At 74.0% G+C, this 25,194-nt stretch carries 22 protein-coding genes and 1 riboswitch; of the genes, 10 read left to right on the plus strand and 12 right to left on the minus strand.

Going from position 1 to position 25,194, the window contains the following annotated elements; translation table 11 throughout:
• Positions 1-85 precede the first annotated feature (85 nt).
• Genes OG386_RS10430 through OG386_RS10440 form a run of 3 tightly spaced genes read left to right on the plus strand, consistent with a single transcriptional unit; the run spans position 86 to position 3,238 of the window.
• Positions 86-1,111 carry a hypothetical protein gene (locus OG386_RS10430; protein WP_328787891.1) on the plus strand — a complete coding sequence of 342 codons (1,026 nt, stop codon included), beginning with the start codon at positions 86-88 and terminating at the stop codon, positions 1,109-1,111.
• Positions 1,108-1,743 carry a toxin-antitoxin system, toxin component gene (locus tag OG386_RS10435; RefSeq protein WP_328787892.1) on the plus strand — a complete coding sequence of 212 codons (636 nt, stop codon included), beginning with the start codon at positions 1,108-1,110 and terminating at the stop codon, positions 1,741-1,743. Before OG386_RS10430 ends, OG386_RS10435 begins: the two co-directional genes overlap by 4 nt.
• A 16-nt stretch (positions 1,744-1,759) precedes the next feature.
• Positions 1,760-3,238, plus strand: a complete 1,479-nt coding sequence (locus OG386_RS10440) for an NAD(P)/FAD-dependent oxidoreductase (RefSeq protein ID WP_328787893.1) — start codon at positions 1,760-1,762, stop codon at positions 3,236-3,238.
• Between the two features lie 128 nt (positions 3,239-3,366).
• Here OG386_RS10440 and OG386_RS10445 read toward each other — a convergent pair whose 3' ends face one another.
• Positions 3,367-4,212 (minus strand): bifunctional 5,10-methylenetetrahydrofolate dehydrogenase/5,10-methenyltetrahydrofolate cyclohydrolase, encoded by an 846-nt coding sequence (locus OG386_RS10445; protein ID WP_328793209.1) that lies wholly within the window; start codon positions 4,210-4,212, stop codon positions 3,367-3,369.
• 96 nt (positions 4,213-4,308) lie between these two features.
• A riboswitch (ZMP/ZTP riboswitch) is annotated at positions 4,309-4,411 on the minus strand.
• Positions 4,412-4,468: 57 nt separating this feature from the next.
• Between OG386_RS10445 and OG386_RS10450 the strand changes: the two genes are divergently transcribed.
• A complete protein-coding gene (locus OG386_RS10450; RefSeq protein ID WP_328787894.1) occupies positions 4,469-5,230 on the plus strand; it encodes a class I SAM-dependent methyltransferase in 762 nt (253 codons plus the stop codon).
• A gap of 213 nt (positions 5,231-5,443) precedes the next feature.
• Positions 5,444-7,036 (plus strand): RNA polymerase sigma factor, encoded by a 1,593-nt coding sequence (locus tag OG386_RS10455; protein WP_328787895.1) that lies wholly within the window; start codon positions 5,444-5,446, stop codon positions 7,034-7,036.
• 78 nt (positions 7,037-7,114) lie between these two features.
• Here OG386_RS10455 and OG386_RS10460 read toward each other — a convergent pair whose 3' ends face one another.
• The 6 genes from OG386_RS10460 to OG386_RS10485 form a co-directional block, all read right to left on the minus strand.
• Complete coding sequence (locus OG386_RS10460) at positions 7,115-8,926, minus strand: vWA domain-containing protein (RefSeq protein WP_328793210.1); 1,812 nt, start codon at positions 8,924-8,926, stop codon at positions 7,115-7,117.
• 2 nt (positions 8,927-8,928) lie between these two features.
• Positions 8,929-9,990, minus strand: a complete 1,062-nt coding sequence (locus tag OG386_RS10465) for an ATP-binding protein (RefSeq protein ID WP_328787896.1) — start codon at positions 9,988-9,990, stop codon at positions 8,929-8,931.
• Positions 9,991-10,089: 99 nt separating this feature from the next.
• The gene (locus OG386_RS10470; protein ID WP_328787897.1) at positions 10,090-10,533 is read right to left on the minus strand and encodes an SRPBCC family protein; all 444 of its coding nucleotides are present in this window, start codon (positions 10,531-10,533) and stop codon (positions 10,090-10,092) included.
• 41 nt (positions 10,534-10,574) lie between these two features.
• Entirely contained in the window at positions 10,575-11,978 is a 1,404-nt protein-coding gene (locus OG386_RS10475) for an amino acid permease (RefSeq protein ID WP_328787898.1), read from the minus strand.
• A gap of 75 nt (positions 11,979-12,053) precedes the next feature.
• Entirely contained in the window at positions 12,054-14,447 is a 2,394-nt protein-coding gene (locus OG386_RS10480) for a phage holin family protein (protein ID WP_328787899.1), read from the minus strand.
• A 177-nt stretch (positions 14,448-14,624) separates the two neighbouring features.
• Positions 14,625-15,029, minus strand: coding sequence for a hypothetical protein (locus OG386_RS10485; protein ID WP_327382352.1), 405 nt, complete (start codon positions 15,027-15,029; stop codon positions 14,625-14,627).
• Between the two features lie 120 nt (positions 15,030-15,149).
• On the opposite strand from OG386_RS10485, the gene OG386_RS10490 reads away from it, so the two are divergent.
• Both OG386_RS10490 and OG386_RS10495 read left to right on the plus strand, forming a co-directional pair.
• Positions 15,150-15,926, plus strand: coding sequence for an MBL fold metallo-hydrolase (locus OG386_RS10490; RefSeq protein ID WP_328787902.1), 777 nt, complete (start codon positions 15,150-15,152; stop codon positions 15,924-15,926).
• Positions 15,923-16,552, plus strand: a complete 630-nt coding sequence (locus tag OG386_RS10495) for a DedA family protein (RefSeq protein WP_328787903.1) — start codon at positions 15,923-15,925, stop codon at positions 16,550-16,552. The genes OG386_RS10490 and OG386_RS10495 overlap by 4 nt, the downstream gene beginning before the upstream one ends.
• Before the next feature lie 27 nt (positions 16,553-16,579).
• On the opposite strand, the gene OG386_RS10500 is transcribed toward OG386_RS10495, so the two are convergent.
• Complete coding sequence (locus OG386_RS10500) at positions 16,580-17,536, minus strand: virginiamycin B lyase family protein (protein ID WP_328793211.1); 957 nt, start codon at positions 17,534-17,536, stop codon at positions 16,580-16,582.
• Between the two features lie 385 nt (positions 17,537-17,921).
• Between OG386_RS10500 and OG386_RS10505 the strand changes: the two genes are divergently transcribed.
• The gene (locus OG386_RS10505) at positions 17,922-18,383 is read left to right on the plus strand and encodes a MarR family winged helix-turn-helix transcriptional regulator (RefSeq protein WP_328787904.1); all 462 of its coding nucleotides are present in this window, start codon (positions 17,922-17,924) and stop codon (positions 18,381-18,383) included.
• A 15-nt stretch (positions 18,384-18,398) separates the two neighbouring features.
• Here OG386_RS10505 and OG386_RS10510 read toward each other — a convergent pair whose 3' ends face one another.
• The 3 genes from OG386_RS10510 to OG386_RS10520 all read right to left on the minus strand — a co-directional run bounded on the left by OG386_RS10510 (position 18,399) and on the right by OG386_RS10520 (position 21,570).
• Positions 18,399-19,571 (minus strand): MBL fold metallo-hydrolase, encoded by a 1,173-nt coding sequence (locus tag OG386_RS10510; protein ID WP_328787906.1) that lies wholly within the window; start codon positions 19,569-19,571, stop codon positions 18,399-18,401.
• A 31-nt stretch (positions 19,572-19,602) separates the two neighbouring features.
• Positions 19,603-20,820 (minus strand): aminotransferase class I/II-fold pyridoxal phosphate-dependent enzyme, encoded by a 1,218-nt coding sequence (locus OG386_RS10515; protein WP_328793212.1) that lies wholly within the window; start codon positions 20,818-20,820, stop codon positions 19,603-19,605.
• Positions 20,821-20,997: 177 nt separating this feature from the next.
• On the minus strand, positions 20,998-21,570 hold the full coding sequence (locus OG386_RS10520) for a TIGR03086 family metal-binding protein (RefSeq protein ID WP_328787907.1): 573 nt from the start codon (positions 21,568-21,570) through the stop codon (positions 20,998-21,000).
• Positions 21,571-21,770: 200 nt separating this feature from the next.
• On the opposite strand from OG386_RS10520, the gene OG386_RS10525 reads away from it, so the two are divergent.
• Positions 21,771-22,622: a methyltransferase domain-containing protein gene (locus tag OG386_RS10525; protein WP_328787909.1), complete on the plus strand. Its 852-nt coding sequence runs from the start codon at positions 21,771-21,773 to the stop codon at positions 22,620-22,622.
• Between the two features lie 115 nt (positions 22,623-22,737).
• Positions 22,738-23,184 (plus strand): LppU/SCO3897 family protein, encoded by a 447-nt coding sequence (locus OG386_RS10530; protein ID WP_328787910.1) that lies wholly within the window; start codon positions 22,738-22,740, stop codon positions 23,182-23,184.
• Here the strand turns inward: OG386_RS10530 and OG386_RS10535 are convergent.
• Positions 23,171-25,144, minus strand: coding sequence for a DUF5107 domain-containing protein (locus tag OG386_RS10535; protein ID WP_328787911.1), 1,974 nt, complete (start codon positions 25,142-25,144; stop codon positions 23,171-23,173). The genes OG386_RS10530 and OG386_RS10535 overlap by 14 nt on opposite strands.
• Between the last annotated feature and the right edge of the window lie 50 nt (positions 25,145-25,194).

The raw sequence follows: 25,194 nt of genomic DNA on the forward strand, positions 1-25,194 counted from the left end.
TCCCCTGGTTCGGCCAGGGGCGGGGGGCTAGGCTTCGCGAAGCCGAATCACTCGAACGCCTTGTCGACATATGGAGAATCCGCCGGTGCGAGCCACCGCCCGACCCGATCTCGCCGCCGTCTGGCGTCGCACCTGGGCCCTGGCGCAGGAGCACGGTCAGGATCCGTCCGCGGTGCTGGCGGTGGAGCGGCTGAGTCATCTGTCCGGGGTCGAACCCGGCCGCGTGCCCCAGGTGGTGGCGGGCACCGCCGTGGAGGCGCCGCTGGAGCGGCGGGTGCACCAACGGTTCCTGCGACTGCGCGCGACCCGGCGCGACAAGCACGGCCGGGAGTGGCCGCTGGCGGCCATCGCCGACGACTTCGATGCGCCCGGCGCCTCCCTCGGACCGCTCAACGCCGGTACCGGGCTGCCCCGGATGGGTCATGCTGCCGGTGTGCAGCGGTTCTTCGGCGTCCATGCCGGCTTCCTCCTGGCCGACAGCAAGAGCGCGGTGGAACGGGCCCTCGCCCTGTCCGCCACCACCGCCCCCGACGGACGGGACGACCTGGAGCGCCTGTCGTACCTCACCGGCATGACCCCGCAGGCCATCCGGCTCACCCTCGACGGGAGGCCGCCCCGGCTCCCCCTCAAGGAGCAGGTGCACCTACGGTTCGAGCACCTGCGCCGCACCCGCGTACGCGAGGACGGCCAGCCCCACTCGCTGGCGGCCATCGCCAGGTCCTTCGACGCGTCGGGGCAGTCGCTGACCCGCCTCGCCCAGGGCGAGGGCCTGCCGAACCTCGCCGCGGCCGCCGGGATCCAGCGTTTCTACGGCGTCGAGGGCGGCTTCCTGCTGGCCGACGACACCGAGGCGCTCTCCAGCGCCCTCGCCCTGATCGAGGGCGAGTTGGAGTCCACCGTGCGGGACCGGGAGAACCCGATGCTGGCGGTGCTGCGGGCGCACGACGTACGCAGCATCGTCACGCGGGCCGGGCGGCTGTCGCCCCAGGGCTGGAAGTCACTGGCCGACCACTTGGACGACCTCCTCGCGCGCGAGGGGCAGCTCGGGGTGCCGGGCACGAAGGGCGGGGCGCCGGCCGAGGGCGCCGCCGCTGAGGGAGAAGCACCATGAGGACCACCCGGGCCATGCGCGAACTGGCCTCCGATCTACTGGAGGGCGCACGCCTGACGCCGCCGGCCGATGCCGGGGAGATCATCGGGGCGCTGTGCACCGCCTACGCGGAGCGGCGCGGCGGAGAGCGGAAGGTCGATGTTCATTTCACCTCCTTCCCGCCCGACACCGCGAGCGGGCTGTGGCTCGAGCTGGACGACGTCGACCTGATCATCGTCGAGCAGCACACCCGGCCCGAACACCAGCTCGTCATCGCGTGCCACGAACTGTGGCACCTGGACGAGGGAACCAGCGACAGCGTCGGTCCGGGCATGCTGGTGGCCGCCCGGCTGGCGGGACACCCGGGCCGCCTCGCCGACCTACTGGCCTCCGCGTCCGGGCTGGAGGCAGTGGTCCGGCAGGCCGCCGCCCGCGCCGACCAGGGGGATCCGGACGAGGTCCGGGCCGAAACCTTCGGCCTGCACCTCGGCAACGCCCTGCGCTCCTACCTGCCGTCGCCCCGGGAGCAGCAGCTCCCCGAAGCCATCGAGCGCATCAAGTCCTCACTCGGTTGGGGAAGCCCCGTGCCACGCCGCGACCCGCAGCCGCCGGTCGCCGCATCCCTCACGCCGATGCCCTCGGCACGGCCCTGACAGAGAGCACGCCACGATGAACCAGTCCACCCCGCCCCGCCACGCAGTCGTCATAGGCGGCAGTCTGGCCGGCCTCCTCACCGCGGCCGTCCTCGCCGAGCACGCCACGGTCACCGTCATCGACGCCGACCCGCTGCCCGAGGGTCCGGCCCCGCGCCGTGGACTCCCGCAGGCCCGACACACCCACCTGCTGTGGTCGGGCGGTGCCCGGGCCATCGAGCGGATCCTGCCCGGGATCACCGACGACTGGACGAAGGCGGGGGCCATCCGCCGCAGCCTGCCCACCGACCTGGTCAGCAAGACCGCCCAGGGATGGATCCCGCGCTGCGGGGAGAAGCAGTTCAACATCTCCTGCAGTCGCGATCTCCTCGACTCGGTGGTCCGCGCCCGGGTGACCGGTCTGAAGGGGGTTTCCACGCTCCAGCGGAGCCGGGTCCGCGCCCTGGAGGGCACGGCGTCCCGGGTCACCGGCGTGCTGGTCGACACCCCTGAGGAAGCGGGCCGGCTGGTGACCGCCGACCTCGTGATCGACGCGAGCGGCCGCGGCTCGCGCGCCCGGACCTGGCTCCAGGCGCTCGGCGTCACCGGCATCCGGCTGGCCGAGGTCGACTCGGGCCTCGTCTACGCGACGAGGATCTTCGAAGCCCCGGCCGGAGCCCACGAGATGGGCTTCCCCATCGTCAACGTCCAGTCCGATCCCAGGGTGCCCGTACCGGGCCGGACGGCCACGATCGTGCCCATCGAGAACGGCCAGTGGCAGGCCACCCTCTCCGGGACCCGGGGCGGCCAGCCGACCGGCGACCCCGACGCCTTCATCCCGTTCGCCAAGGCCGTCCGCGACCCGATCGTCGGTGAGCTCCTGGAGGGGCGCAAGCCCCTGACGGACGTCGCCGTCACCCAGGGCACCGCCAACCGCCGGATCTACTTCGAGAAGGCCGAGCTGCCCGACGGGTTCTTCGCCGTCGGCGACTCCGTCGCCACCTTCAATCCGCTGTACGGACAGGGCATGTCCGTCGCGGCCCAGGGCATCCTGGCCGTACGCACCCTGCTGCGGGCGAAGGGACTGGGGCACCCCGGCATCGGCCGCGAGGCGCAGCGCGCCATCGCCCCGCAGGTCAGCACCGCCTGGGAGCTCGCCACGTCGCAGGACATCCTGTATCCCGGGGCCACCGGAATGAAGCCGCGCGCCGGCACCGGCCTGCTCAACGGGTACGTCAACCGGCTGATGACGGGAGCGACCACCGACGAGGCGCTCACCGCCGCCCTGCTCAAGGTCCTCACCATGAGCACCGCACCCACCCACTGGATCCACCCGTCGGTGGTCTGGCACGTCCTGCGCGCCTCGGACCGGGGCGCGCTGAAGGCGCCGCCGCTCACCGCCGCCGAGCGGGCCGTCGCCGGGCTCGACCGGGCACCCGGCACGGACACCGGCACCGGCCCGGACACCGGCACCAGCCCGTGGGCGGACCCGGATCCCGACCCGGTCGGCGCCTGAGGCGCACGGGCCCCGTGCGTCCGGACCGGCCCACCGGCTCCCGGGGAAAGCACGACGCCCCGGACCGGGGCCGGGGCGTGCGTGCGTGAGCGCGTGCGTACGTCGTACGCGGGAGCCGCGTGGTGGGATCAGAGCTCGGCGAGGTCCAGTCCGGCCTGCGCGGCGGCCGCCTGCACGGTCTGCTCCAGCAGTACGGCGATGGTCATCGGGCCGACACCACCCGGCACCGGCGTGATCAGCGAGGCCCGGGCGGCGGCCGACTCGAAGTGCACGTCGCCGACGTTGCCCTCGTTGTACCCGGCGTCCAGGACCACCGCGCCCGGCTTGATGTCCTCGCCCCGGATGAACTCGGCCTTGCCGACGGCGGCGACCAGCACGTCCGCCTGGCGCACGATCGAGGGCAGGTCCTGGGTGCGCGAGTGGCAGTAGGTGACGGTGGCGTTCTGCTCGAGCAGCAGCATCCCGGCCGGCTTGCCCAGGATCGCGCTGCGGCCGACGACGACGGCGTGCTTGCCGGTCAGGTCGACGTCGTAGGCGGCGAGCAGCCGCATGATGCCGCCGGGGGTGCAGGAGACGAAGCCCAGCAGTCCGAAGCCCATGGCGGCGAAGGAGTGCATGGTGACCCCGTCGACGTCCTTGCCCGGGGCGATGGCCTCGAAGGCGGCGCGCTCGTCGATGTGGTGCGGGACGGGGTGCTGGAGCAGGATGCCGCTGATCTCCGGGTCCTCGGACAGCGCGGTGAGGGTGGCCACCAGCTCCTCGGTGGTGGTCTCGGCCGGCAGCTCGACGTGGCGGGAGGTGATCCCGGCCTTGGCGCAGCGGTTCTGCTTCATGCGGACGTAGGTCACGGAGGCCGGGTCCTCGCCGACCAGCACGGTCGCGAGGCAGGGCGCGGTGCCGGTGCGCTCGGTGATCTTCGCCGCGTAGGCGGCGGTCTGCTCCGAGATGCGGCGGGCGAGGGCCGTGCCGTCCATCAGCTGGGCGGAGCCGGCAGCAGGGGCAGTGGCAGTGGCAGTGGCAGTGGCAGTCTGGGCAGTCGTCACGGGGTCTCCTGAACGTCGCTGCGGATCGCGGTTCGCCCAGGCGCGCGGCAGCCGACGTACCGGAGGTCCACAGGTACGCCGGGCCGCTCCCCGGTGGTGATCCACCCGAACGCCAGTCACGGCCCGCCGACCACTGTAGTCGACATATTCGGTGGTTGTCGGGCGTCCGACCTGGGACGATCAATGCATGACGCGTACTTTCGACCATCTTGTCGCCGAAGCCGAGTCCGTCTCCGTGGACGGCTGGGACTTCTCCTGGCTCGACGGCCGGGCCACCGAGCAACGTCCCTCCTGGGGGTACCAACGGCTGATGGCCGACCGCCTGGCCCGGGTGCGGTCCGCGCTGGACATCCAGACCGGCGGCGGCGAGGTCCTGGCCGGTTGCGCTCCGCTGCCGCCGCTGACGGCGGCCACCGAGTCCTGGCCGCCCAATATCGAGAAGGCGACGCGGCTGCTGCACCCGCTGGGCGCGGTGGTGGTGGCCGACGCCGACGAGCCGCCGCTGCCCTTCGGCGACGCGGCCTTCGAGCTGGTGACCAGCCGGCACCCGGTGACCATCTGGTGGAAGGAGATCGCGCGGGTGCTGACGCCGGGCGGCAGCTACCTCTCGCAGCAGGTCGGTCCGGCGAGCGTCTTCGAGCTCGTCGAGTACTTCCTCGGCCCGCAGCCGGAGGAGGTCCGGCGCGCCCGGCACCCCGACGACGCGGTTGCCGACGCCACCGCGGCCGGGCTCGAAGTCCTCGATCTGCGCTCCGAGCGACTGCGCACGGAGTTCCACGACATCGGAGCCGTGATCTACTTTCTACGGAAGGTGATCTGGATGGTGCCCGGCTTCACGGTCGGGCAGTACCGGGACCGGTTGCGCGAGCTCCACGAACGGATCGAACGCGAAGGTCCGTTCGTCGCTCACACCGCCCGCTTCCTCATCGAAGCCCGCAAAACGGGCTGATCTGAAGGGCGGACGGATCTACGCCGGATCGGTTGCGTGGCCACAGCGTGGCGCAGGTCACTCAATTCAGCGCGTAACGAATCGACTCGGGCATGCGATGAACCGACAGGTGTCCTCGCGCGGCCCGGAATACAGACCCCCCTCCGGTCTGTTTCCCGAGTTCGCGCGATGATGTCCCGTCCACCCTTATCTGTTCGCAACGAGAGGCTCCTTGTGTCGCTCAGCCCGTCCCGTACGTTCCCTCCGGAGATCGCCGAATCCGAGGCCCTTGTCGCGCTCGTCGAGCGCGGCCGCGAGCAGGGTCACATCAACGGTGACGACGTGCGCCAGGCCTTCGAGGCCGGCCGCATCCCGGTGGACCAGTGGAAGCGGGTCCTGCGCAGCCTGAACCAGGTCCTGGACGAGGAGGGTGTCGCCCTTCACGTCAGCGCGGCCCCCGCCACCAAGGCTGCCGCCAAGAAGCCCCGCAAGGCTGCCGCCGCCCCGGCCCGCACCGTGGCCAAGAAGGCCACCGCCGCGCCGCGCCCCATCGGCGCCCGCAAGACCGCGGTCACCACCGCGGCCACGGCTGCCACCACCGCCACGGCGATATCCGCTTCGTCGGCCGCTGCCATCGGAGACGAGGCGTCGGCCGAGGCCGCCGCCGAGCCGAAGAAGCGCACGGTCAAGAAGACCGCCGTGAAGAAGACCGCCGTGAAGAAGACCGCGGCGAAGAAGACCAGCGCCAAGGACGCCGACGAGGGCGAGACCCCCGTCGTCGAGGGCGAGGACTGGGCTGCCGAGGACCTGGTCGACGAGGCCGAGGACGAGGCGCCCAAGGCCGGCGGCACCCAGGGCTTCGTCCTGTCCGACGACGACGAGGACGACGCCCCGGCGCAGACGGTCATGGTGGCCGGCGCCACCGCCGACCCCGTCAAGGACTACCTCAAGCTCATCGGCAAGGTGCCGCTCCTCAACGCCGAGCAGGAGGTGGAGCTCGCCAAGCGCATCGAGGCGGGTCTCTTCTCCGAGTACAAGCTCGAAGAGGAAGAGGACCACAAGCCCGCCTTCAAGCGCGAGCTGGAGATCCTGGTCGAGGACGGCCGCCGTGCGAAGAACCACCTGCTGGAGGCCAACCTCCGCCTCGTGGTCTCCCTCGCCAAGCGCTACACGGGCCGCGGCATGCTCTTCCTGGACCTGATCCAGGAAGGCAACGTCGGCCTGATCCGCGCCGTGGAGAAGTTCGACTACACCAAGGGCTTCAAGTTCTCCACGTACGCGACCTGGTGGATCCGGCAGGCGATCACGCGTGCCATGGCCGACCAGTCGCGCACGATCCGCATCCCCGTGCACATGGTCGAGATCATCAACAAGCTCGCCCGCGTGCAGCGCCAGATGCTCCAGGACCTGGGCCGCGAGCCCACCCCGGAGGAGCTGGGCAAGGAACTCGACATGACCCCCGAGAAGGTCATCGAGGTCCAGAAGTACGGCCGCGAGCCGATCTCCCTGCACACCCCCCTGGGTGAGGAGGGCGACAGCGAGTTCGGTGACCTCATCGAGGACTCCGAGGCGGTCGTCCCGGCGGACGCGGTCTCCTTCACCTTCCTCCAGGAGCAGCTCCAGTCCATCCTGGGCACGCTCTCGGAGCGCGAGGCGGGCGTGGTCTCCATGCGTTACGGCCTCAACGACGGCCAGCCGAAGACCCTGGACGAGATCGGCCGCGTGTACGGGGTCACCCGTGAGCGCATCCGCCAGATCGAGTCCAAGACCATGTCGAAGCTGCGCCACCCGTCGCGTTCGCAGGTGCTGCGCGACTACCTCGACTGAGTCGATCTCCTCCAGAACGCCCCCGACCCGCGGATCCGCGGGTCGGGGGCGTTCTGCGTCCGGTCAGGGCAGGGCAGGTCAGGTCAGACGGAAGACGGGGCCCTTGGGGGTGAACGGCAGGGAGGCGCCCTGGGGGATCAGGTAGGCGTGTTCCCGCCGGATGCGCAGGATGTCGCACCAGCCGTCCGTGATCACGAGCACCGGGGCCCCGGGCGGGAAGTCCTCCGCCCGCTGCAGCAGGTCGATGCCCGGCTGCAGCTCGGTGCCGCCGCGCCCGCGGACCCGTACCCGGCCCGCGATCTCGGTCGGGGGCAGATAGCCCGCGTCGTACGGCGCCGCGTCGCAGAAGACGACCCGTGCCGCCGGTACGTCGCGGGCCTCGGCGTACGAGGCGATCGCGCCCAGTGCCTTGCCGAGCAGGGCGGCGTTCATCGACCCCGAGGTGTCGAGCACCACGCCGAAGGTGCAGCGGGCGACCTCCTCGGGCGGGAAGTAGCGGCCCGCGCGCGGGATGTCCGGGGTGGAAGCCTGGCGGCGCGCCGGACGCGCGAAGCTCCGTACCGGCTCGGGGCGCGGCACGTACTCGTCGAACCAGCGGGCGAGCCGGGCGTCCCACGGCACGGGCGGGTGGGCCAGGGCCCGGATCTCCTGGATCAGCCCGGCGGGCAGCAGGCCGCGCTCCCCGTACGCGTGCAGGTCGAAGCCCTGGACCAAGCCGCGCCGGTAGAACTCGTCCAGGTCGGTGTACGGCGCGCTGCCCGGGTGGGGCAGCGGCTCGCCCAGGATGTCCCCGCGGCCCTTGCCGCGCAGGGTGGCGAGGCGGCGCATCCGGCGCAGGTCTGCGGTGATCCGGTCGTAGACCTCCTCGACGGAGAGGTCCCTCAGCTCCGGGTCGTACAGCAGCCCGGCGGGCATCTCGCCGACGCCCATCTCGACGAGCCACCCGTTGACCACGTAGTCGGCGGCCACGTTGTGCAGGTACGGGTCCCGGGCGCCGCGGCGCTCGCCGTGGCGCAGGGCGGCGTGCAGCATCTCGTGGGCCAGGATGAACCGCCATTCCTCGTCCTCGAAGCTGCGCAGCGGGTTGACGTAGATCTCCCCGGCGGTGGCACTGACCGCGGCGATGTCGATGCCCTGGGCGCGGGCCAGCTCGGCGTCGGCGACGATCTTCAGGCCGCTGGCCAGGCCGCCGAGGAGCGGGTACGAGGAGACGAACCAGTTCAGGGCGCGGTCCCACGGGCGCTGCGCCACGCGCTGCCCCGTGACCCGGTCGCGGCGCCCGCCCGCGACCTCCATGGCGGCGGAGACGCTGCGGGTCAGGGCGTGCGCGAACGCGGTCTCCCAGTCGGGGACCTGGGCGGAGTTCCATGCGGGCCAGGCGACCAGGAGCTGGTCGGGGTGGTCGCCGGCGGTGCCGCAGTGTGCGAGGGCGGCGGGGATGCCGTCCCGGCGCCAGCGGGCCGCGAGCAGTTCCTCGTCACCGCCGGGGTACTCGGCAGGGAGGTCGTCCGGGGGCCGGAGCGACGGCTGGGTCAGCAGGAAGCGGTTGACGACGGCGCAGCGGGCGGCGAGGTCGAAGCGGTCGGGCTGCACGCGCTGGTCGACGGCCGCGGCCGGGACGTGGCCGAAGCCGAGGTGGAGCAGGGCGTGGGCGAGGGCCCAGGCCCAGGCCGCGGGGTCGGCGCGCAGCCCGGAGCGGACGTGGAGGACGCCGTTGGAGTCCACGGCGACCAGGCCCGCGGCGGGGGTCCGGGGACACTTGGACTGCTCGCACACGCTTCCGCCGACGGCGGCGAGGGCCGGGTTCCGTTTGACCAGGGCGAGCCCCTCGGCGAAGGCCTGCGCGGCGGGGTCGGGCGGGGCGGCCTTCTTCGGCCGGGGGCGCGACACGCTCACCGGCGGGCCTCGACCAGGCGCGGCATGTCCCGGGCGGCCTCCACGAGGAACCAGGAGGGCAGCACCGGCAGGCCGTCGACGTCCTCGGCGATGACGGTCTGCGCCACCTCCACGGAGATCTCGGCGAGCTGGACCAGCAGCGCCTTGGCCCGGTAGGCGGTCTGGCGCAGGGCGGGCGAGACGTGCTCGCGCTGCGCGGGCAGCTCCTTGACCAGGCGGCCGCGGAAGGCCTCGGCGAGGTAGTAGAGCAGGTCGCGGTCGGCGGGGCGGGTGGGCCAGGAGGCGTCGCCCTTCATGATCGCCTCGATGCCGAAGCTGTGCCGCACGATCTTGGCGTAGCCGCAGAAGGAGACGGCGTGCGCGGGGGTGAGGGTGCCGTGCGCGATCACCTTGAGGGTCTGCTCGTCCAGTTCCGCGCCGAAGGAGTGCAGGGCGTCGGAGAGCATGTGCCAGGAGCGCGGGGTGGAGAAGGGCTCCTCCGTCTTGGGCGGCTGCGACCAGAGGTGGTCGGGACGGTCGGTGAGGTAGTCGGTGACCCAGGGGTGGATGCCGTGCTCGCCGGCCCAGACCAGCCAGTCCCCCGCGGACGCCTGGAGGTGGACGTGGGTGAGGCGGTTGACCAGCGCGGAGGCGATCGGCCGGGCCAGCGCGTTGTCGGTGGCCCGGTTGCCCGCGCCGATGACGATGGAGCCGGCCGGCAGCTCGTAGGAGCCGATCCGGCGGTCGAGGATCAGCGAGTAGAAGGCCTCCTGGACGTCCGGGCTCGCGGCGTTGAGCTCGTCGAGGAAGAGGCAGTACGGCTCGTCGCGGGCGATGGCCTCGGGCGGGCAGAAGACGGACCGGCCGTCGCGGATCTGCGGGACGCCGATCAGGTCCTCGGGGGCGAGCTGGGTGCCGAGCAGGCTGACGCACTCCAGCCCGAGCGCGTCGGCGAACTTCCTTACCAGCGAGGACTTTCCGATGCCGGGAGCCCCCCAGAGGAACACCGGCCGGACGGTGGCGAGGCCGAGCAGCAGTTCGGGGATCTGGGCGGGGGTGACGGTGACGGCGGCCTGCACGGGCGTGGATGTCCTCGGGGGTGTGGCGGTGTGTGGTGCGGCCAGTGTGGCCGCACCACACGCCCCGGGGCATCCGCTTTTCCCCCCGGCCGCGCGCCTTCAGCGGGTTTCGAGGAGGTGCTTGAGCTTCGCCTCGCCCCGGGGCATCTCCTTGCGGACCATGGGCCTGACCACGAGGGGTACGAGGGCCCGGCCCAGCCCGTGGCCCTCGAAGTCGACGTCCAGGGTGACGCGTGAGCGGGCGCCGCCGTCGAGGGGTTCGACGGTGCCGCGCACGTCGGGTCGTACCGGCCCGTCGACCCCGTGCACGTGCCAGCTCCTCGGCGGGTCGAGCTCCACGAACTCCATGGTCGTGGGTACCCGCCGGCGGCCGATCTGCCGGGTGACGAGGATCAGCGAACCGACGTGCACGGGGAGATCGCCGACCGGGACGGCCGATACGGCGCTGTCCTGCCACTCCGGCAGGTGCGTGGGATCCGTCAGGTACGCGTAGACGTCCTCGGGCCTGCGGTCGATGTCGATGCTCTTCCTGAATGCGGACATGGTGACCCCTTGGCGCCCCCTGGGCGGCCCCTCTTTCCAAGCTACTCCGCGGGTGACGCGGCGGCGCGGTGCTTCTTCGCGGACATGGCGGCGTAGACGAGCACGCCCGCGAAGAGGAAGAGCACGCCCTGGTAGACGGCCGCGTAGCCGGAGCCGGCGACCAGCCACATCGAGAAGCCGAAGGCGAGGGCGGCGAGGACGCCGTCGCGGGCCAGGCGGCCGGGGTGGACCCGCTCGCGCTGCCCGGAGAGCAGGAAGTAGATCTGGGCGGCGGTGGCCAGCAGGTAGGGGACGGTCGCCGTGAAGGTGGTGATCAGGACCAGGCTTTCGAAGACGCCCTGGGTTCCGGACGTGTAGTTGTAGACGGTGAGGGCGGAGGCGAGGGCGACGGTGACGACCACGCCGACGACGGGGACCCCGCGCTTCTTCGTCTCGAAGGCCTTCGGGAAGAGCCCGTCCTTGGCGGCGGCGTACGGGGTCTGCGCGCTGAGCAGGGTCCAGCCGTTGAGGGCGCCGAGCATCGAGATCACGGCGGCGCAGGCGACCACGGTGCCGCCCCAAGTGCCGCCGGCCCCTCCGTCTGCGGAAAACATGGCGTTGACGGCGTCGGTGAAGGGGGCGGTGGAGGAGACCAGCCGGTCATGGGCGACCAGGCCGAAGACGGCGACCGTGCCGAGCAGGTACACGGTGGCGGCGCCCACGGTGCCCAGGACCGTGGCCCGGCCGACGTTGCGGGCCGGGTCGCGGACCTCGCCCGCGCTGACGGTGGCGGACTCGACTCCGAGGTAGCTGAACAGCAGGATCGCCGCGGAGGCGGAAACGGCGCCGGCCGCGCTCTGGTCGGTGGCCCGGAAGGGGCCGAGGTTGGCGGGGTCGAAGAAGAACAGCCCGCCGACGGCCACCAGGAGCAGCGGGGCGAACTTCAGCACGGTGGCGACGACTTGCACCGCGCCGACGTAACGGGTGCCCGCCAGGTTGGAGAGGGCCGGGAGCCACTGGACGGCGAGGGCGGCCAGGCACATGGACCACTTGTGCTCGCCCGCGGCGGGGAACAGCACCGTGAGGTAGCCGACGGCCGCGACGGCCAGGGCCGCGTTCGAAACCCAGGCGGTGATCCAGTAGCTCCAGGCGGCGAGGAAGCCGGCGAAGTCGCCGAAGGCGGCGCGGGCGTAGACGTAGGGGCCGCCGGTCTGCGGGTGGCGTTCGGCGAGCCGACCGAAGACCAGGGCGAGGGCGATCGCGCCGGCGGTGAGGACGGCGAAGGCGACGAGGCTGATGGTGCCGAAGGGAGCCACCGAGGCGGGGAGGAGGAAGATCCCGCCACCGATGATGTTGCCCATGACCAGGCAGGTCGCGACGGGCAGGCCGAAGCGGCGCGCGTGGGGGTCGCGGCCCTGCTCGGGGGGTGCGGCGGCCTCGGCGGGCAGGGTTGCGGTGCTGGTCATCGGTGGTGCGCCTCGGGTCGTCTCACATGGTGGGCAGGTCGACACATGGTCGACCACCGGGCGGGACGCACCAAATCAGCGGGTTTCGTCCCGCGCGGGCAACCCATCGGACGGAAAGATTCCGCCGATGGGGTCCTCAGGCGGGGAATCCTGCGGCACCGCACGCTGGGGACGCTCACCCGGACCGGGCGCGGGCGGCGGCCCACCAGCCGGGTCCGCGGGCTGCCGCCCGGCCGGGTCCGGGAGCCCCGGTCCGGGTACTCCTCCCGGACCCTCGACGTCGGCTACGGCGCCGTACCTCCACGCCTCCGTCCCGGGGCGCCCCGGGGACACCCCGGTCGCCGCCCGGGTGTGCCCGGTACGCGGTGGGTCCGGCGCCTCGCGGGCCGCCGCGAGCGGCGCCGCGGGCTCCTGCGCCGATTCGCCCACCGGCGGAGCCAGGGGCGCGGCCACCACCGGTACCTGCGGCCCGTCCGCCTCCCGCAGCCAGCGCCGCAACACGGCGTGCACCGCCTCCGCGCCGGCCAGTTCCGCACCGGGGTCCGACAGTTCCGAGGGCCACATCAGGAACGGGTTCCCCTGCTCCCCGCCCAGCCCGCCGTGCGAGCCGATCTGTTCCTCGAAGGCGTGCACCGCGCCCGTCTCCGGGTCGTACGCCGAGTTGACCATGACGTCCGCCACGTGCGGGAAGGCGTCGGTCCGCCGGACGGCCTGCGCCGCGCCCGGGCCGAAGGGAGCCAGCAGCTCCTCGGCCTCCCCCGGGACGTCCAGCCGGGCCGCCCTTCCGTCCCGGCCCAGTACCACCCCGTCCACCAGCAGGAACCCCACGCCGGGATGGTTCGCCAGGGTGGTCAGCAGGGCGGGGTGCGCGCGCTCCACGCGCGCCCGCGACGCCCGGCCGGGAAGGTCCGGGAAGGAGATCAGGCCGAGGTTGCCCGAGGCCAGCACCACCGGGTCGGAACCCGGTCCCGGGTGCGCCTCCTCGCCCTCCTCCACCGGCCGGTGGAGCGCCGCGAGCACGGCCGCCCGGGCCTCGGCCCCGCTGCGCGTGCGACCGGCCCGGCGCGGGACCGGCAGCCCGCAACCGGCCCGGACCAGGTCCTTGAGGGTCAGTCCGTACCGGCCGAGGAAGGTCTCGCCCGGGCTCTGGCCGTGGTCGGAGAGCAGCACGATCCGGTACCGGCGCGGCGCGTGCTCGGCGACCCGGGCGATCAGCGCGAGGCTCCGGTCCAGGCGCTGCAGCACCCGGTCGGTGTCCCGGCCGCGCGGGCCCGAGTGGTGCGCGACCTCGTCGTAGGCCACCAGGTCGGCGTAGACCGCGGAGCGCCCGGCGAGCATGTCGCCGATCACGGCCGCGACGACCACGTCCCGTTCGACCACGGTCGCGAAGGCCCGGATCAGCGGGTACAGCCCGCCGCGCGACACCCGTGGCCGGTCCCCGCGGATCCGTGCCCGCAGTGACTGGACGACCTCCCGGACCACTTCGGCCACGAAGGACACGGCCGTACGGACGGCGTTGGCCGGATCGGAGAAGTACGCGAAGTAGCCCGCGCGGGACCGGTTGGCCCGCCCCCGACGGGCCGAGACCGACAGCACCAGCGCCAGTTGGTCGGCGCCGCCGCTGAACAGGTTGCCCCGGCTCGCCCCGTCCAGGGTCAGCAGTCCGCCGTCCCCGGTGCACGCGACCGCCCGCCGCTGGAGCTCGGCGGCGCTGGTCGGCCGGTTGCAGACCATCACCTCGCCGGTGTCCTTCTCGTACCAGCGGAAGGCGGGCACATCGAAGTTGGAGCCGTGCAGGATCCCGAGCTGGCTGGCGCCGGTCTGGCTCGACCAGTCCGTGCGCCAGGGCCGGGCGCGGTGGTTGCCCTCCAGCAAGCCGGTGACGGTGGGCATCAGTCCGCCGTCGCACGCACGGCGCAGCTCCTCGTACCCGACCCCGTCCAGCTGGAGCACGAGCAGGCCCGGCGGGGTCTCGGCGGCCCGGGACGGCACCGCCCTGCCCTGCCGGCGGCGGCGCCGGTCGGCGAGCCGGTAGAGCCGCCGCCGGTAGGCCTCGTCGTCGCGCACGGCGAGGGCGGTGGAGGTCGCCGACGCCACTGCGGACATCACGGCGGCGACGACCACCGCGGTCTCCGGGGCCACCTCGCTGCGGCCGTCCGGGATCAGGTCGAGCGCTATCAGCAGGAGCGAGCCGTTGAGGAAGAAGACGAGCAGTCCGAGCACCAGGGCGGGCACCAGCAGCAGGGCCCGGACGAGCACCGGCCAGACCAGCGCGCTGAGCAGACCGAAGGCCCCGGCGGCCCACGCGGCGGTCAGTCCGATCTGCGTGATGCTGTCGCCGTCGTCGGACTGGAGCCGGAAGTCCGGCAGGATCCCCGCCAGGGCGAGCATCGTGAGGGTGGACACGGCCCAGACCAGCAACACCCGCACCAGGGCGCTGCCCGCGGTCCGCCACCGTCCTCGCCCCACGCCGCCACCTCCCGCGCGCCCCGTCCGCCTTCCAGGCTCGCACAGCCCGGCGCACCCGGTCGGGCGACGCGGACGGCGCGGACGGCGCGCCGTGGCGCATGGGTGGCGGCTGGGCGGGCGGCGGATCGGGGCGGCGTGGGTCAGGCGGCCGGTCAGGTCAGGTCAGGTCAGGTCAGGTCAGGTGCCGTCGTAGCCGGCGGTCGGCATGGACAGTCTGCGGTGCACCTCGGCCTTCATCGCGGAGGTGTACCGGGGCTCTTCGTCCCCGGCGGTCTCCAGCCGTACGCCGCGCCGCTCGCACTCGGCGGTGAACTCCTCGACGGAGCGCAGCGCGCGGGCCAGCACCCGGTGGTTGGCGGCGACGAAGAGGTCGACCTGCCCGGTGTCGACGTCGGACCAGAGCCCGCAGTGGTCGGCCCGCAGTCCGTAGACCAGCAACTGCTTCGTCACGACGTAGCCCCGGTCGGCGGCCCAGCGCGCGCACATGGAGTGCTGGCCGCGGGTGTCCACGGCGAAGGGGTCGGCGTCGAGGTCTTCGAGCGGGGCCAGGCTGGTGATCGCGGCCACGCGCAACTCTTCCATGCCGCCGGACCCTACTCCGCTACTCCGCGGTAGAGGAGGGGGCTGCCGAGATCCGGTTCCGAGCGCCCGCGCCGGGCAGACTCTAGGCTCGTGAACGGGGCTCGAGGGAGGGAGGTCCGGGTGCCGGTGGAGATCACCTGGTGGGGTCATGCCACGTGCACCGTCGAGGACTCCGGGGTCCGGCTGCTCACGGACCCGCTGTTCGCGCGGCGGCTCGCGCACCTGCGGCGGCGGCGCGGCGCGGTGCCCCCGCCCGAGGCGGCGGTGGCCGACGTGGTGCTGGTCTCCCATCTGCACGCCGACCACCTGCACCTGCCGTCGCTGGCGCGCCTCGCACCCGGCACCCGGCTGGTCGTGCCGCGCGGGGCGCGCCGGGCCGTGCCGGGGCTGGCGCGGGTCGCCGGGCTGCGCGGGCTGGCCGTGACGGAGGTGGTGCCGGGCGAGGAGGTCCCCGTACGGGACGGCGTACGGATCCGGGCGGTCGGCGCGCGGCACGACGGACGGCGGCTGCCGTTCGGGCCGCACCTGTGTCCGGCGCTCGGGTACGTGGTGCAGGGCGCGGCGCGGACCTACTTCGCCGGGGACACCGGGCTGTTCGACACGATGGCCGAGGAGGTCGGGCCGGTGGACGTGGCCCTGCTGCCGGTCGGCGGCTGGGGACCGTACCTCGGCCCGGGGCACCTGGACGCGGGGCGGGCGGCGCGGGCGCTGGCCCGGCTGGCGCCCGCGGCGGCGGTCCCGGTGCACTACGGGACGTACTGGCCCGTCGGGCTGGACGCGGTGCGGCCGCACGAATTCCACGCGCCGGGCGAGGAGTTCGAGCGACTCGCGCGGCAACTGGCGCCCAAGGTGACCGTACGGGTGCCGCAGCACGGCGAGCGGGTGCGGCTGCCGTGACGTGGCGCGAGCTCGCGGCGGCGGCCGGCCAGGTACCGCCGGAGAGCACCCAGCAGGCAGTGGGGTACCCGGCGCTGTTCCTGCTGGTGGCCCTGGGTGCGCTGGTGCCCGTCATCCCGACGGGTGCGCTGGTGAGTTCGGCGGCGGTGGTGGCCTTCCACCACCAGTCGCCGCCCTACCGGGTGCTGCTGGTGTTCGCGGTGTCGGCGCTGGCGGCCTTCACCGGGGACATGACGCTGTACTGGCTCGGGCAGCGCGGGGTGCGCTCACGGGGCGGCTCGCGCTGGCTGGAGGCACTGCGCGGCCGGGCCACGCCGGAGCGGCTGGAGCAGGCGCGGACGAGGCTGGACGAGCACGGGGTACTGGTCCTGGTCCTCTCGCGGCTGGTCCCGGCGGGCCGGATCCCGGTGATGCTGGCCTGTCTCCTGGCGCAGATGCCGCTCCGCCGCTTCGCCCGTGGTGACGCCCCGGCCTGCCTGGCCTGGGCGGCGACGTACGGGCTGATCGGCATCCTGGGCGGCACCCTCTTCGCGGAGCCCTGGAAGGGCGTGGCCCTGGCGGTCGGCCTGGCCCTCGCGATCAGCACGGGGCCCTCGCTCTGGCGCCGCCTGCGGCCGCGACCCTGAGCCGGCCCTCGACTCCCCCGCCGACCCCTATAGGTCCCGGTCGTGTCCCGGCCGTCCCGGCCGTGCGGCGGCCGGTGGGAACGCGAGACCCGTCGGCGTGTTGAGGCCGGTGAAGGCGAGCGTGACCTGTCCGCCGCCCGACTCGCGGACCCGCACCACCCGGTTGTTGAAGCCGTCGGCCACGTAGAGGTTGCCGGATCCGTCGAGCGCGAGGCCGAGCGGGGAGCTGAGGCCGGTGGTGGGCACCGTGCTCTGCGCACCGCTGCCCGCGGCCACCTTCACCACGCGGTTGTTGCCGCTGTCGGCGACGTAGAGGTCACCGGCGGCGTTCGGGGCCAGTCCGGTCGGCTGGGAGAGCCCGGTGGTGGGCACGGTGCTCTGGCCGCTCCCGTCCACGGCCACCTTGACGACGCGGTCGTTGACGAAGTCGGAGACGTACAGCTCCCCGCCGGGCGCCCACGCCAGCCCCCAGGGGTGCAGCAGCCCGGTGGTGGGGACGGTCGTCTGGCCCCCGCCGCCGGCCGGCACCTTCACGATCCGGTCGTTGAAGCTGTCGGCGATGTAGAGGTTCCCGGCCGGGTCGACGGCGAGCCCCAGCGGGCGCGACAGGTCAACGGTGGGAACGACGGTCTGTTCCCCGCCGTTCGGGGGCAGCACGAGGACCCGGTTGTTGCCGGTGTCGGAGACGTAGAGCCGGCCCGCGGCGTCCCAGGCCAGACCGGTCGGCCGCACCAGGCCGTCGAGGGGGACGGTGCTCTGGTCCCCGCCGTCCGCAGGCAGGGCCACCACCCGGTTGTTGCCGTAGTCGGACGCGTACAGGGGCGACCCGGCGGGCGACCGTACGTCGCCGGGCGGCGCGGCGCCGGCCGCGCCCGCCGCGCCCGCGGGGAGCGCGCAGAGCATCAGCAGCGCCACCGCGGCGGCCAGCCGCCGGGTCCACCGCCGGGCGGCCGGAGGTTCGTGCGTTCGTGACTCGGCCGTCATGCGTTCCACGACTCACCCACCTGATCCGGACGGTCGGCCGGCCCGGTGCCGTGCCCCCGCCGACCCTAGGAAGCGTCGGGCGCGGGCGCGGGAGCCACGCCATCGGAGCGGCCGACGGCCACTCCAATGCCCGGGGAGCGGTGGCTCGCTCGGGAGGTCTTCGTACGCGCATCCCGACCGTCGCGCTCGGCCCCCGAGACGGGTGGAACCGGCCAATCTCGCCAGGGGAGGCCGACCCCCCACACCCTCCGCCGCACCCCCGCCCCATCCCCGCAGGGGCGGGATCGGGACGGGTGCGGCCGGCGACTGGACCTCAAGTGCGCTTGAGTTCATAGGGTCTTGGACAGCGCACCAGGCTGCACCACCAACGGGGAGTTGATCCGCCATGGAGTACTCGCACGATGACGCCGAACTGATCCGCCAGCCCATCGGCTACTGGAGCTGGGCCGCCTACGAGGCGGTCGTGAACCGCACCCGTGGCGCGCTCGCCGGGCTCGGCACCAGCCAGCCGCAGTGGTGGATCCTCGCCCGGGTCGCGCTGGCGGGCGACGAGGTCAGGACCCGGGACGAGGTGACCGAGACGCTGCGGGGGTACCTCGCGGTGGGCGAGGGGGCGCTGTCCGAGGAGATGGACACGGTCATCGTCCAGGGCTGGATCACCCAGGACGCCGAAGGGCGCCTGGAGATGACCCCCGAGGGGCGCGAGTTCTTCGCCAAGGCCGCGGCCCTGCAGGGGGACCTGTGGGACGAGCGGCACGCCGGGATCTCCGACGAGGAGTACCTGATCACCCTCAAGGTGCTCCAGCGGTTCATCCACAACGTGGGCGGGCAGGCCTGGCACCACTGAACCGACGGGGCCGCGTCAGTCGCCGGCCCCCGCCGCGGTTCCGTCCGCGGCCCCGGCGCCGGTCACGGCCCCCTCTGGGGGCAGCGTGCGGGAGGCGCCGATCGGCAGGTCCCAGAGGTCCTCGCGCGGGAGGCCGGCCCGGCGCCAGGCGACCAGGGTGCGGGACAGGGGTTCCATGACCGGTTCCGCGGAGAGGACGAAGGTGGCCCAGTGCATGGGGGCCATCCGGCGGGCGCCGAGGTCGAGACAGGCCCGGACGGCCTCCTCCGGGTCGGCGTGGACGTCGCCGAGCCACCAGCGCGGGGCGTACGCGCCGACGGGCAGGAGGGCGAGGTCGATGCCGGGGTGGCGGCGGCCGATCTCGCCGAACCAGTGCCCGTAGCCCGTGTCACCCGCGAAGTAGAGCTTCCGCGGCGCCGCACTCAGGGTGTCGGTGAGGATCCAGCCGCCCCACAGGGACCGGCACGTGTCGATCAGCGACCGCTTCGACCAGTGGTGGGCGGGGACGAACTCGAAGAGCACGCCGCGCAGTTCGGCCGATTCCCACCAGTCGAGGTCGGTGACCCGGGTGAAGCCGCGGCGGCGGAACCAGCCGGCCAGGCCCGCCGGTACGAAGAGGGGCGTGCGCCGGGGCAGCCGCTTGAGGGTGGGGGCGTCGAGGTGGTCGTAGTGGTTGTGGCTGATCACCACCGCGTCCACCGGTGGCAGATCCCCCCACCGCACCCCGACCGGGGTCATCCGGGCCGGGGTGCCGAGGATCCGCCGGGACCAGACCGGGTCGGTCAGTACGGTCAGCCCGCCGGTCCGCAGGACCCAACTGGCGTGCCCGGCCCAGGTGACGCAGACGCTGCCGGGGGGCGCCGGCGGCAGCGGGCCGGGCCCGTACGGCAGGTCGGGAATGCCGCGCAGGCCTTCGGGGCCCGGCCGGAAGGCGCCCTCGCGGGCGAGGCGGGCGTAGCCGCGGACCCCGGGCAGCGGGGTGGTCAGCCGGTCCGCGAACGAGCGGGGCCAGCGGCGGTGTTCACCGAGCGGTCGAGGCGCGGACGCACGCTCCGGTGCGGCGGGGGCGAGGTCGGGTACGGAGTCGGGCGAAGGGGCCGGACTCTGGGCCGGGGCCGGGGCCGGGGCCGGGGCCGGGGCCGGGGCCGGCGCAGGGGCGGGGGCGGGGGCATCCGTCCGGTCCCTCATCGCGAAGTCTCCGTTCACCGGGGTCGGGTGGTCAGGCCAGCCCGGCCAGGACTGATCCGAGGAGCTCAAGCGAGTCGCGTACGTGCGGGAGCGCGAGCGGATCGCGGGCGGTGAGCGCGGCCAGCCGCTCCTGCGGGGTGGCGCCCAAGAGCGGCCCGGTGGACAACCGCACGCGCAGCGCGCCCAGTTCGTCGGCGAACCGCTGCCCGCCCGGTGTGGGCGCGCCGAGCCGGCCGCCGAGCCAGTCCTCCAGTTCCATCGCGTCGCCGACCCCGTGCCGGGCGAGTCCGGCGCGCAGCGGGGTGAGGTCGGCGTACAGGTGCCGGCCGGCCTGCGGGGGCCGGGCCAGCGCCCCGGCCTCCAGCAGTCGGTGGTGCGCGGCGGCGGCCACCACCCCGTGCAGGGCGGCGGCGGCGTACGCGCGCCCGGTGACGGCGTCGGGTTCGTCGAGGGCGTGCGCGGCGGCCGCCGCGACCGGCCCGGCGACCATCGCCCCGGTGGCGGTGAGGACGTCGAGCGTACGGGCGCGCAGCCAGGTCCCGCGCGGGGTGTCGGGGAAGCGGACGACGGCGGCGGGCCAGCCGGCCGGCAACATCGCGCCGGCCAGGTCGATGAGGACGGCCGCCCGTTCGGGGAGCATCTCTGCGGGGCTCAGGACCAGGGTGTCGTGGGGCCGGTGGACGGTGTCCCGCCAGCTCTCGTCGCTGACGACGAGCAGCCCGGCGGATTCGGCGGCCTCGCAGGCCTCGCGCAGCATCTCGGGCGGCGGCACGGTCGCGGTGGGGTCGTCGGCGACCGACAGCAGCAGCACGCGCGGGTCGCCGCCCTCGGCGCGCACCCGCCGGACGGTCTCCAGCAGGGCGTAGGGGTCCGGCACTCCGCCGCACTCGGCCGGGGTCGGCACGTGGTAGGCCCGCCGTCCCAGCAGCCGGACCTGCGGGGTCCACCACGCGGGACAGGGACGGGGCAGCATCACGTCTCCCCCGTAAGCCCCGAGCAGGGCCAGGAGCAGCGCGGGGGCTCCGGGGCCCGCCGCCACGCTCTCGGGGGAGGTGGCGAGCCCGCGCCGGCCCCAGTGCCGGCAGGCGGCCTCCCGCACGGCCTCGCCGCCGCCCGGGGGCTCGGGCGCGGCGCGTCCGGCGGCTGCGGCGAGGACGGAGACCAGTTCGGGGAGCACGGGCAAGCCGGGCTGGGGGGCGGGCGGGCCGTACCGGACCGGGCCGCGGCCCTCCGCCGCCGTGCGCTGCATCCCCGCCACCGCTTTCCGCCTTCCGCGCTCGCCCTGCCACGCCCGCCGGGCCCGCGACGCACCGCGGTGCCCCACGACGCACCGCGATGCCCCGCGGCGCCCCGCCGGACCTGACCTTTATACGATTATTTAGGGCTGTATGCCCGTTGCGCGGGACGCCCGCCCCCGTGCCGCGTGTCAACCCTTGCGCCCCACCATCGCCAGGAGCCTCGTCTGCGCGTCCGCGCCCGCCGGGACCTCCACGGGTTCGGCGTACGCACCACTGGCCGCGAGCCCGTCGGCGTACGGCATGATCTCCTTGATCGAGAACTCGACGAGGCCGTCGGGCAGCCGGTCCTCCGCGCCGATGCCCCGGGCGAGGTCCCAGGTGTGCACGATGCAGTCGGCGGTCAGCTCCGAGCAGTACGCCGATCCGAGCGCGGGCCCGTACGACAGGCGCACGGTCCGGTCCATCGCGCCGGACGCGGCGAAGGCCGCGTGCGCGGCGGCCGAAGCCCGGTCCCAGGCCGCGACCGGGTCGACGCCCAGCACGTCGCCGGAGAACCCGCCCTCCAGCTCCTCCACGGTCCGCCCCTCGGTGACCAGTGGCGGGATCCAGAGCTGCTCCGCGGTGACGTGGTTGACCAGCTCCCGCACGTTCCATTCCGTGCACGGGGTCGGCTCCCCCCACTGGTCGCCGCGGATCTCACGCACCCGTTCACCGAAGAGCCTCAGCGCCTCGGCGTGCCGTTCGAGCAGCGTGTCCGTCATGACCCTCACCGCCCTCTGCCCTGGGGTCGTATCCCCCTTCAGCCACTCTCCTCGCACCCGCATCGGCCTGCCACCGCCCCGCCCCATCCCCTTGGTGCACAGAACTCCTGTCCACATGTCAAAACGTCTATCTCACATGACGAACTGATCGTCTACGGTGGGAGCAACGCTTCGACGAGGAAACGAGGAGGGGTCCGGTCATGAACGTCGCCAGGGGAACCGCCGCCGGGGAAACGGCCGCCAAGGAGACGGCCGTCTACACGCACGGCCACCACGAGTCGGTGCTGCGCTCGCACCGCTGGCGCACCGCCGAGAACTCCGCCGCGTACCTGATCGGCGAGCTGCGCCCCGGAATGCGGGTGCTGGACGTCGGCTGCGGCCCGGGCACGATCACCGCGGACCTGGCGGAGCTGGTCGCGCCGGGCGGCCACGTCACCGCCGTCGACGCCGCCGAGGACGTCCTGGTGCAGGCCCGCACGTACGCCGGGGAGCGCGGCCTGGGCGACGCCGTGTCCTTCGCCACCGCGGACGTCCACGCGCTGGACTTCCCGGACGCTTCCTTCGACGTGGTCCACGCGCACCAGGTGCTGCAGCACGTGGGCGATCCGGTCCAGGCGCTGCGCGAGATGCGTCGGGTGTGTCGGCAGGGCGGGATCGTGGCCGCGCGCGACGCCGACTACGCCGCGATGACCTGGCACCCGGCCGCGCCGGGCCTGGACGACTGGCTGGACCTGTACCGGCGGGTGGCCCGCGCCAACGGCGGCGAACCGGACGCGGGCCGCCACCTGCGGGCCTGGGCCCGGCGGGCCGGATTCACGGACGTGACCTCCTCGGCGACGGCCTGGTGTTTCGCCACCCCGGAGGAGACCGCCTGGTGGTCGACCCTGTGGGCGGACCGTACGCAGGCTTCCGCGTACGCCGCCGTCGCCACTCGGGGCGGCCACACGACGGCCGCGGACCTGGCGGCCGTCGCCGACGCCTGGCACGCCTGGGGTGCGCACCCCGACGCGTGGTTCTCGGTCCTGAACGCCGAGATCCTGTGCCGGGTCTGACGCCGGCCCTGGCGTCGGGCCCGACGCCGGGTGGCCACGCCGGTCGGGGTGATCACCTGGCTGATATAGCGTGCACGCGTCAATACGCGACCACGCACACCCGGGGGACAGACCCATGACCCAACCGCCGCAGCCGGGCACCGGCCCTCACGGCCAGCAGCCGCCGCAGGGAGCCTCGCCCCAGCAGTCACCGGACCCGCTGCCCGCCGCGCCGTCCCGGAACGGGGGCATCGGCGTCCGGAAGGCGCTGGGGATCGCCGGAGCCGTGGTCGTCCTCGCCGCCGTCGCCGTCGGCTACTTCCTGAGCCAGGACGGCGCCGACCGCGCCGAGGCCGGCGACTGCCTCAAGAACAACGGGGACCCGATCTTCCCCGACCTGCGCGTGGTCGACTGCGGCGACCCCGACGCCGCGTTCAAGGTGGTCCAGGTGCTCCACGACACGGTGGACACCGCCAGGTGCCAGGGAGTTTCGGACATCGGCTACGAGGAGCAGGCCGACAGGGCCCGGCACAAGTCCGGCAAGCGGTTCGTACTCTGCTTCGACGGGATCAAGAAGAAGTAGGCGGCCGCATCCGGAAGTCGTAGCGCGCGGGCAGCGGGCAGTCGGTGAGGGTGGACCAGACCTCGGCGAGGGTCTCCTCGCCCTCCCGCAGGTCCGGCAGTTCGAAGCCGTCCTCGAAGACCCGGCGGGCCGCCCGCACGTGCCCCTCCGCCGCGAGGAGCCGGGCCGCGAGGAGCCGGAAGCGGCCCTGCTCGCGCAGGGCGGGCCGCAGCCGGTCCCAGACGGCGCGGGCCTGCGGCAGCCGGCCCGCCGCGAGGAGGGCGGCCATCGCCTCCTGGCCGAGCGCCGACTCCGCGGCCGTCCACGGCTCACCGCCGCGGCTCTCCGCGGCCAGGTCGTCGAAGGCCGCCGCGAATCCGTCGGCCGCCCGCTCCGCGTCGCCCGCCAGGGCGTCCGCCACCGCCAGGCACCGCAGCAACGGCCACCGCGAGGGGGCCAGCGCCAGCCCCCGCTCCCAGCTGCGCACCGCCTGGGCCACGTCCCCGGCGTGCCACTGGGCCACGCCCAGGTGGTACTCCGTCAGCGGATCCGCCGGGGCCGTCTCCAGCATGTCCCGCCAGTGCGCGGCGACCAGGCTCGGCCCCGGCGGGACCACCCGGCGCGGGGCCGGTAGGGCGCCCGTGCGCCAGAGCTGGAGCCACGGCTCCTGCTCCTCCTCGAGCACGTCCTCCTCGAAGGGGGTGCCCGGCAGTTCGAAGCCCCCGCACAGCAGCTCCAACGCGCCCCAGCCGGAGCCCTGTGCCAGCCGCTCCCCCGGGTCGGTGTCGGCGCGGCCGCGCCACGCCTCGTACGCCGCGTCCACGCGCTCCCGCGGCAGTACGGCGTCCAGCGCGCCCTCGGCCGCGCCGCGGGCCGCCGCCCAGTCCGCGCCGTGCACCTGCGCCGGATCCGCCGACAGCGGCCCGTAGGCCTCCAGCCAGCTGAACTCCGCCCCGCCCTCCAGCCGTACGTGCTCCAGCTGGGTCCGGGCGAGCCCGGCCTGGATCTCCGCGTAGCCGCCGGTCCCCGGCTCGGTCAGCCACTCCTGCCAGCGCCGGCCGCCGTCGCCCGCGCCCCACACGAACAGCTTGCGCCCGCTCAAGCGCGCGGTGGAGGTCTGCACGAGCCCGTGCCCGGCGGCGTCCAGGGCGGCGATCCACGGCCGGGCCCCGCCCCGGACCTCGTAGAAGAAGTCGGCCGGATACTCGCCGCGCAGCGGGTACGTGCGGTCCGCGCCCTCCCACTCCGGAACGGGGACGCGGCGCAGCGCGCGCTCGTAGCCGAAGTGCCAGGCCTCGTCGGCGGGGGCGAGCACCCGGGTGCCGGAGTCCTCCGGGACGGCGATGTTGGACCACCAGTACACGGGGGCGGGGCGTTCGTGCGGGTTGCGCACGCGGACACCGACGTAGAGGAACTCCGAGTCCTCCGGCAGCCACAGGTCCACTTGGAAGGGCAGGTCGCGCAGGCGCTCCCACTCCCACAGCCGGACCATCTCGCCCCCGTCGGGGGCCGGGACGAGCGCGGCGTGCACCGGGGCGCAGGACAGGGTGGTGTGCCCGGTCGCACCGGTGTTCCACTCGATGCCGCCGGAGAACCAGGCCCCGTTGAGCGCGAAGTTGGCGGGCTGGAAGACCGGGTTGCGGTAGAGGAGTTCACGGCCGGTCGGCAGGTGGACGAGCGAGTGGACGCGCCCGCCGAGGCCCGGGAGCACGGTGACCCGGAGGTGATCGTTCTCGATGACGATCGACTCGAACTCCCGCTCCGCGCGCTCCCGTCCGTATCCGTCGCGGATGCGTACGGGCAGGAGCGAGCGCAACGGCTCGTAGCCGATCTGCCGCGCCATGTCGCGCGGCATCCCCTCACGGGCGCGCTCGTCCAGTACGTGCACCTCGTCGGGCGCGCGCAGGGCGGGCAGCGGGTTGTCCGAGCCCAACGGGGCTGCGGGGAGGGTCAGTACGGCGCGTCGGACGGTGGTGGCCATGAGGGAAATGGAACACGCCACGGCGGCCGGTGCACAGGGGTTCCGCGGAT

It is taken from the genome of Streptomyces sp. NBC_00273 (genome assembly GCF_036178145.1).
Lineage (GTDB): Bacteria > Actinomycetota > Actinomycetes > Streptomycetales > Streptomycetaceae > Streptomyces.

Bases quoted from the DNA above. Each gene is read 5' to 3' on its own strand.
- OG386_RS10475 (WP_328787898.1), bottom strand. From the start codon at position 11,978: ATGACCAGCACCGCAACCCTGCCCGCCGAGGCCGCCGCACCCCCCGAG.
- OG386_RS10500 (WP_328793211.1), bottom strand. From the start codon at position 17,536: ATGACGGCCGAGTCACGAACGCACGAACCTCCGGCCGCCCGGCGGTGG.
- OG386_RS10445 (WP_328793209.1), bottom strand. From the start codon at position 4,212: ATGGACGGCACGGCCCTCGCCCGCCGCATCTCGGAGCAGACCGCCGCC.
- OG386_RS10525 (WP_328787909.1), top strand. From the start codon at position 21,771: ATGAACGTCGCCAGGGGAACCGCCGCCGGGGAAACGGCCGCCAAGGAG.
- OG386_RS10515 (WP_328793212.1), bottom strand. From the start codon at position 20,820: ATGCAGCGCACGGCGGCGGAGGGCCGCGGCCCGGTCCGGTACGGCCCG.
- OG386_RS10435 (WP_328787892.1), top strand. From the start codon at position 1,108: ATGAGGACCACCCGGGCCATGCGCGAACTGGCCTCCGATCTACTGGAG.
- OG386_RS10485 (WP_327382352.1), bottom strand. From the start codon at position 15,029: ATGGAAGAGTTGCGCGTGGCCGCGATCACCAGCCTGGCCCCGCTCGAA.
- OG386_RS10450 (WP_328787894.1), top strand. From the start codon at position 4,469: ATGACGCGTACTTTCGACCATCTTGTCGCCGAAGCCGAGTCCGTCTCC.
- OG386_RS10535 (WP_328787911.1), bottom strand. From the start codon at position 25,144: ATGGCCACCACCGTCCGACGCGCCGTACTGACCCTCCCCGCAGCCCCG.
- OG386_RS10520 (WP_328787907.1), bottom strand. From the start codon at position 21,570: ATGACGGACACGCTGCTCGAACGGCACGCCGAGGCGCTGAGGCTCTTC.
- OG386_RS10530 (WP_328787910.1), top strand. From the start codon at position 22,738: ATGACCCAACCGCCGCAGCCGGGCACCGGCCCTCACGGCCAGCAGCCG.
- OG386_RS10505 (WP_328787904.1), top strand. From the start codon at position 17,922: ATGGAGTACTCGCACGATGACGCCGAACTGATCCGCCAGCCCATCGGC.
- OG386_RS10440 (WP_328787893.1), top strand. From the start codon at position 1,760: ATGAACCAGTCCACCCCGCCCCGCCACGCAGTCGTCATAGGCGGCAGT.
- OG386_RS10470 (WP_328787897.1), bottom strand. From the start codon at position 10,533: ATGTCCGCATTCAGGAAGAGCATCGACATCGACCGCAGGCCCGAGGAC.
- OG386_RS10510 (WP_328787906.1), bottom strand. From the start codon at position 19,571: ATGAGGGACCGGACGGATGCCCCCGCCCCCGCCCCTGCGCCGGCCCCG.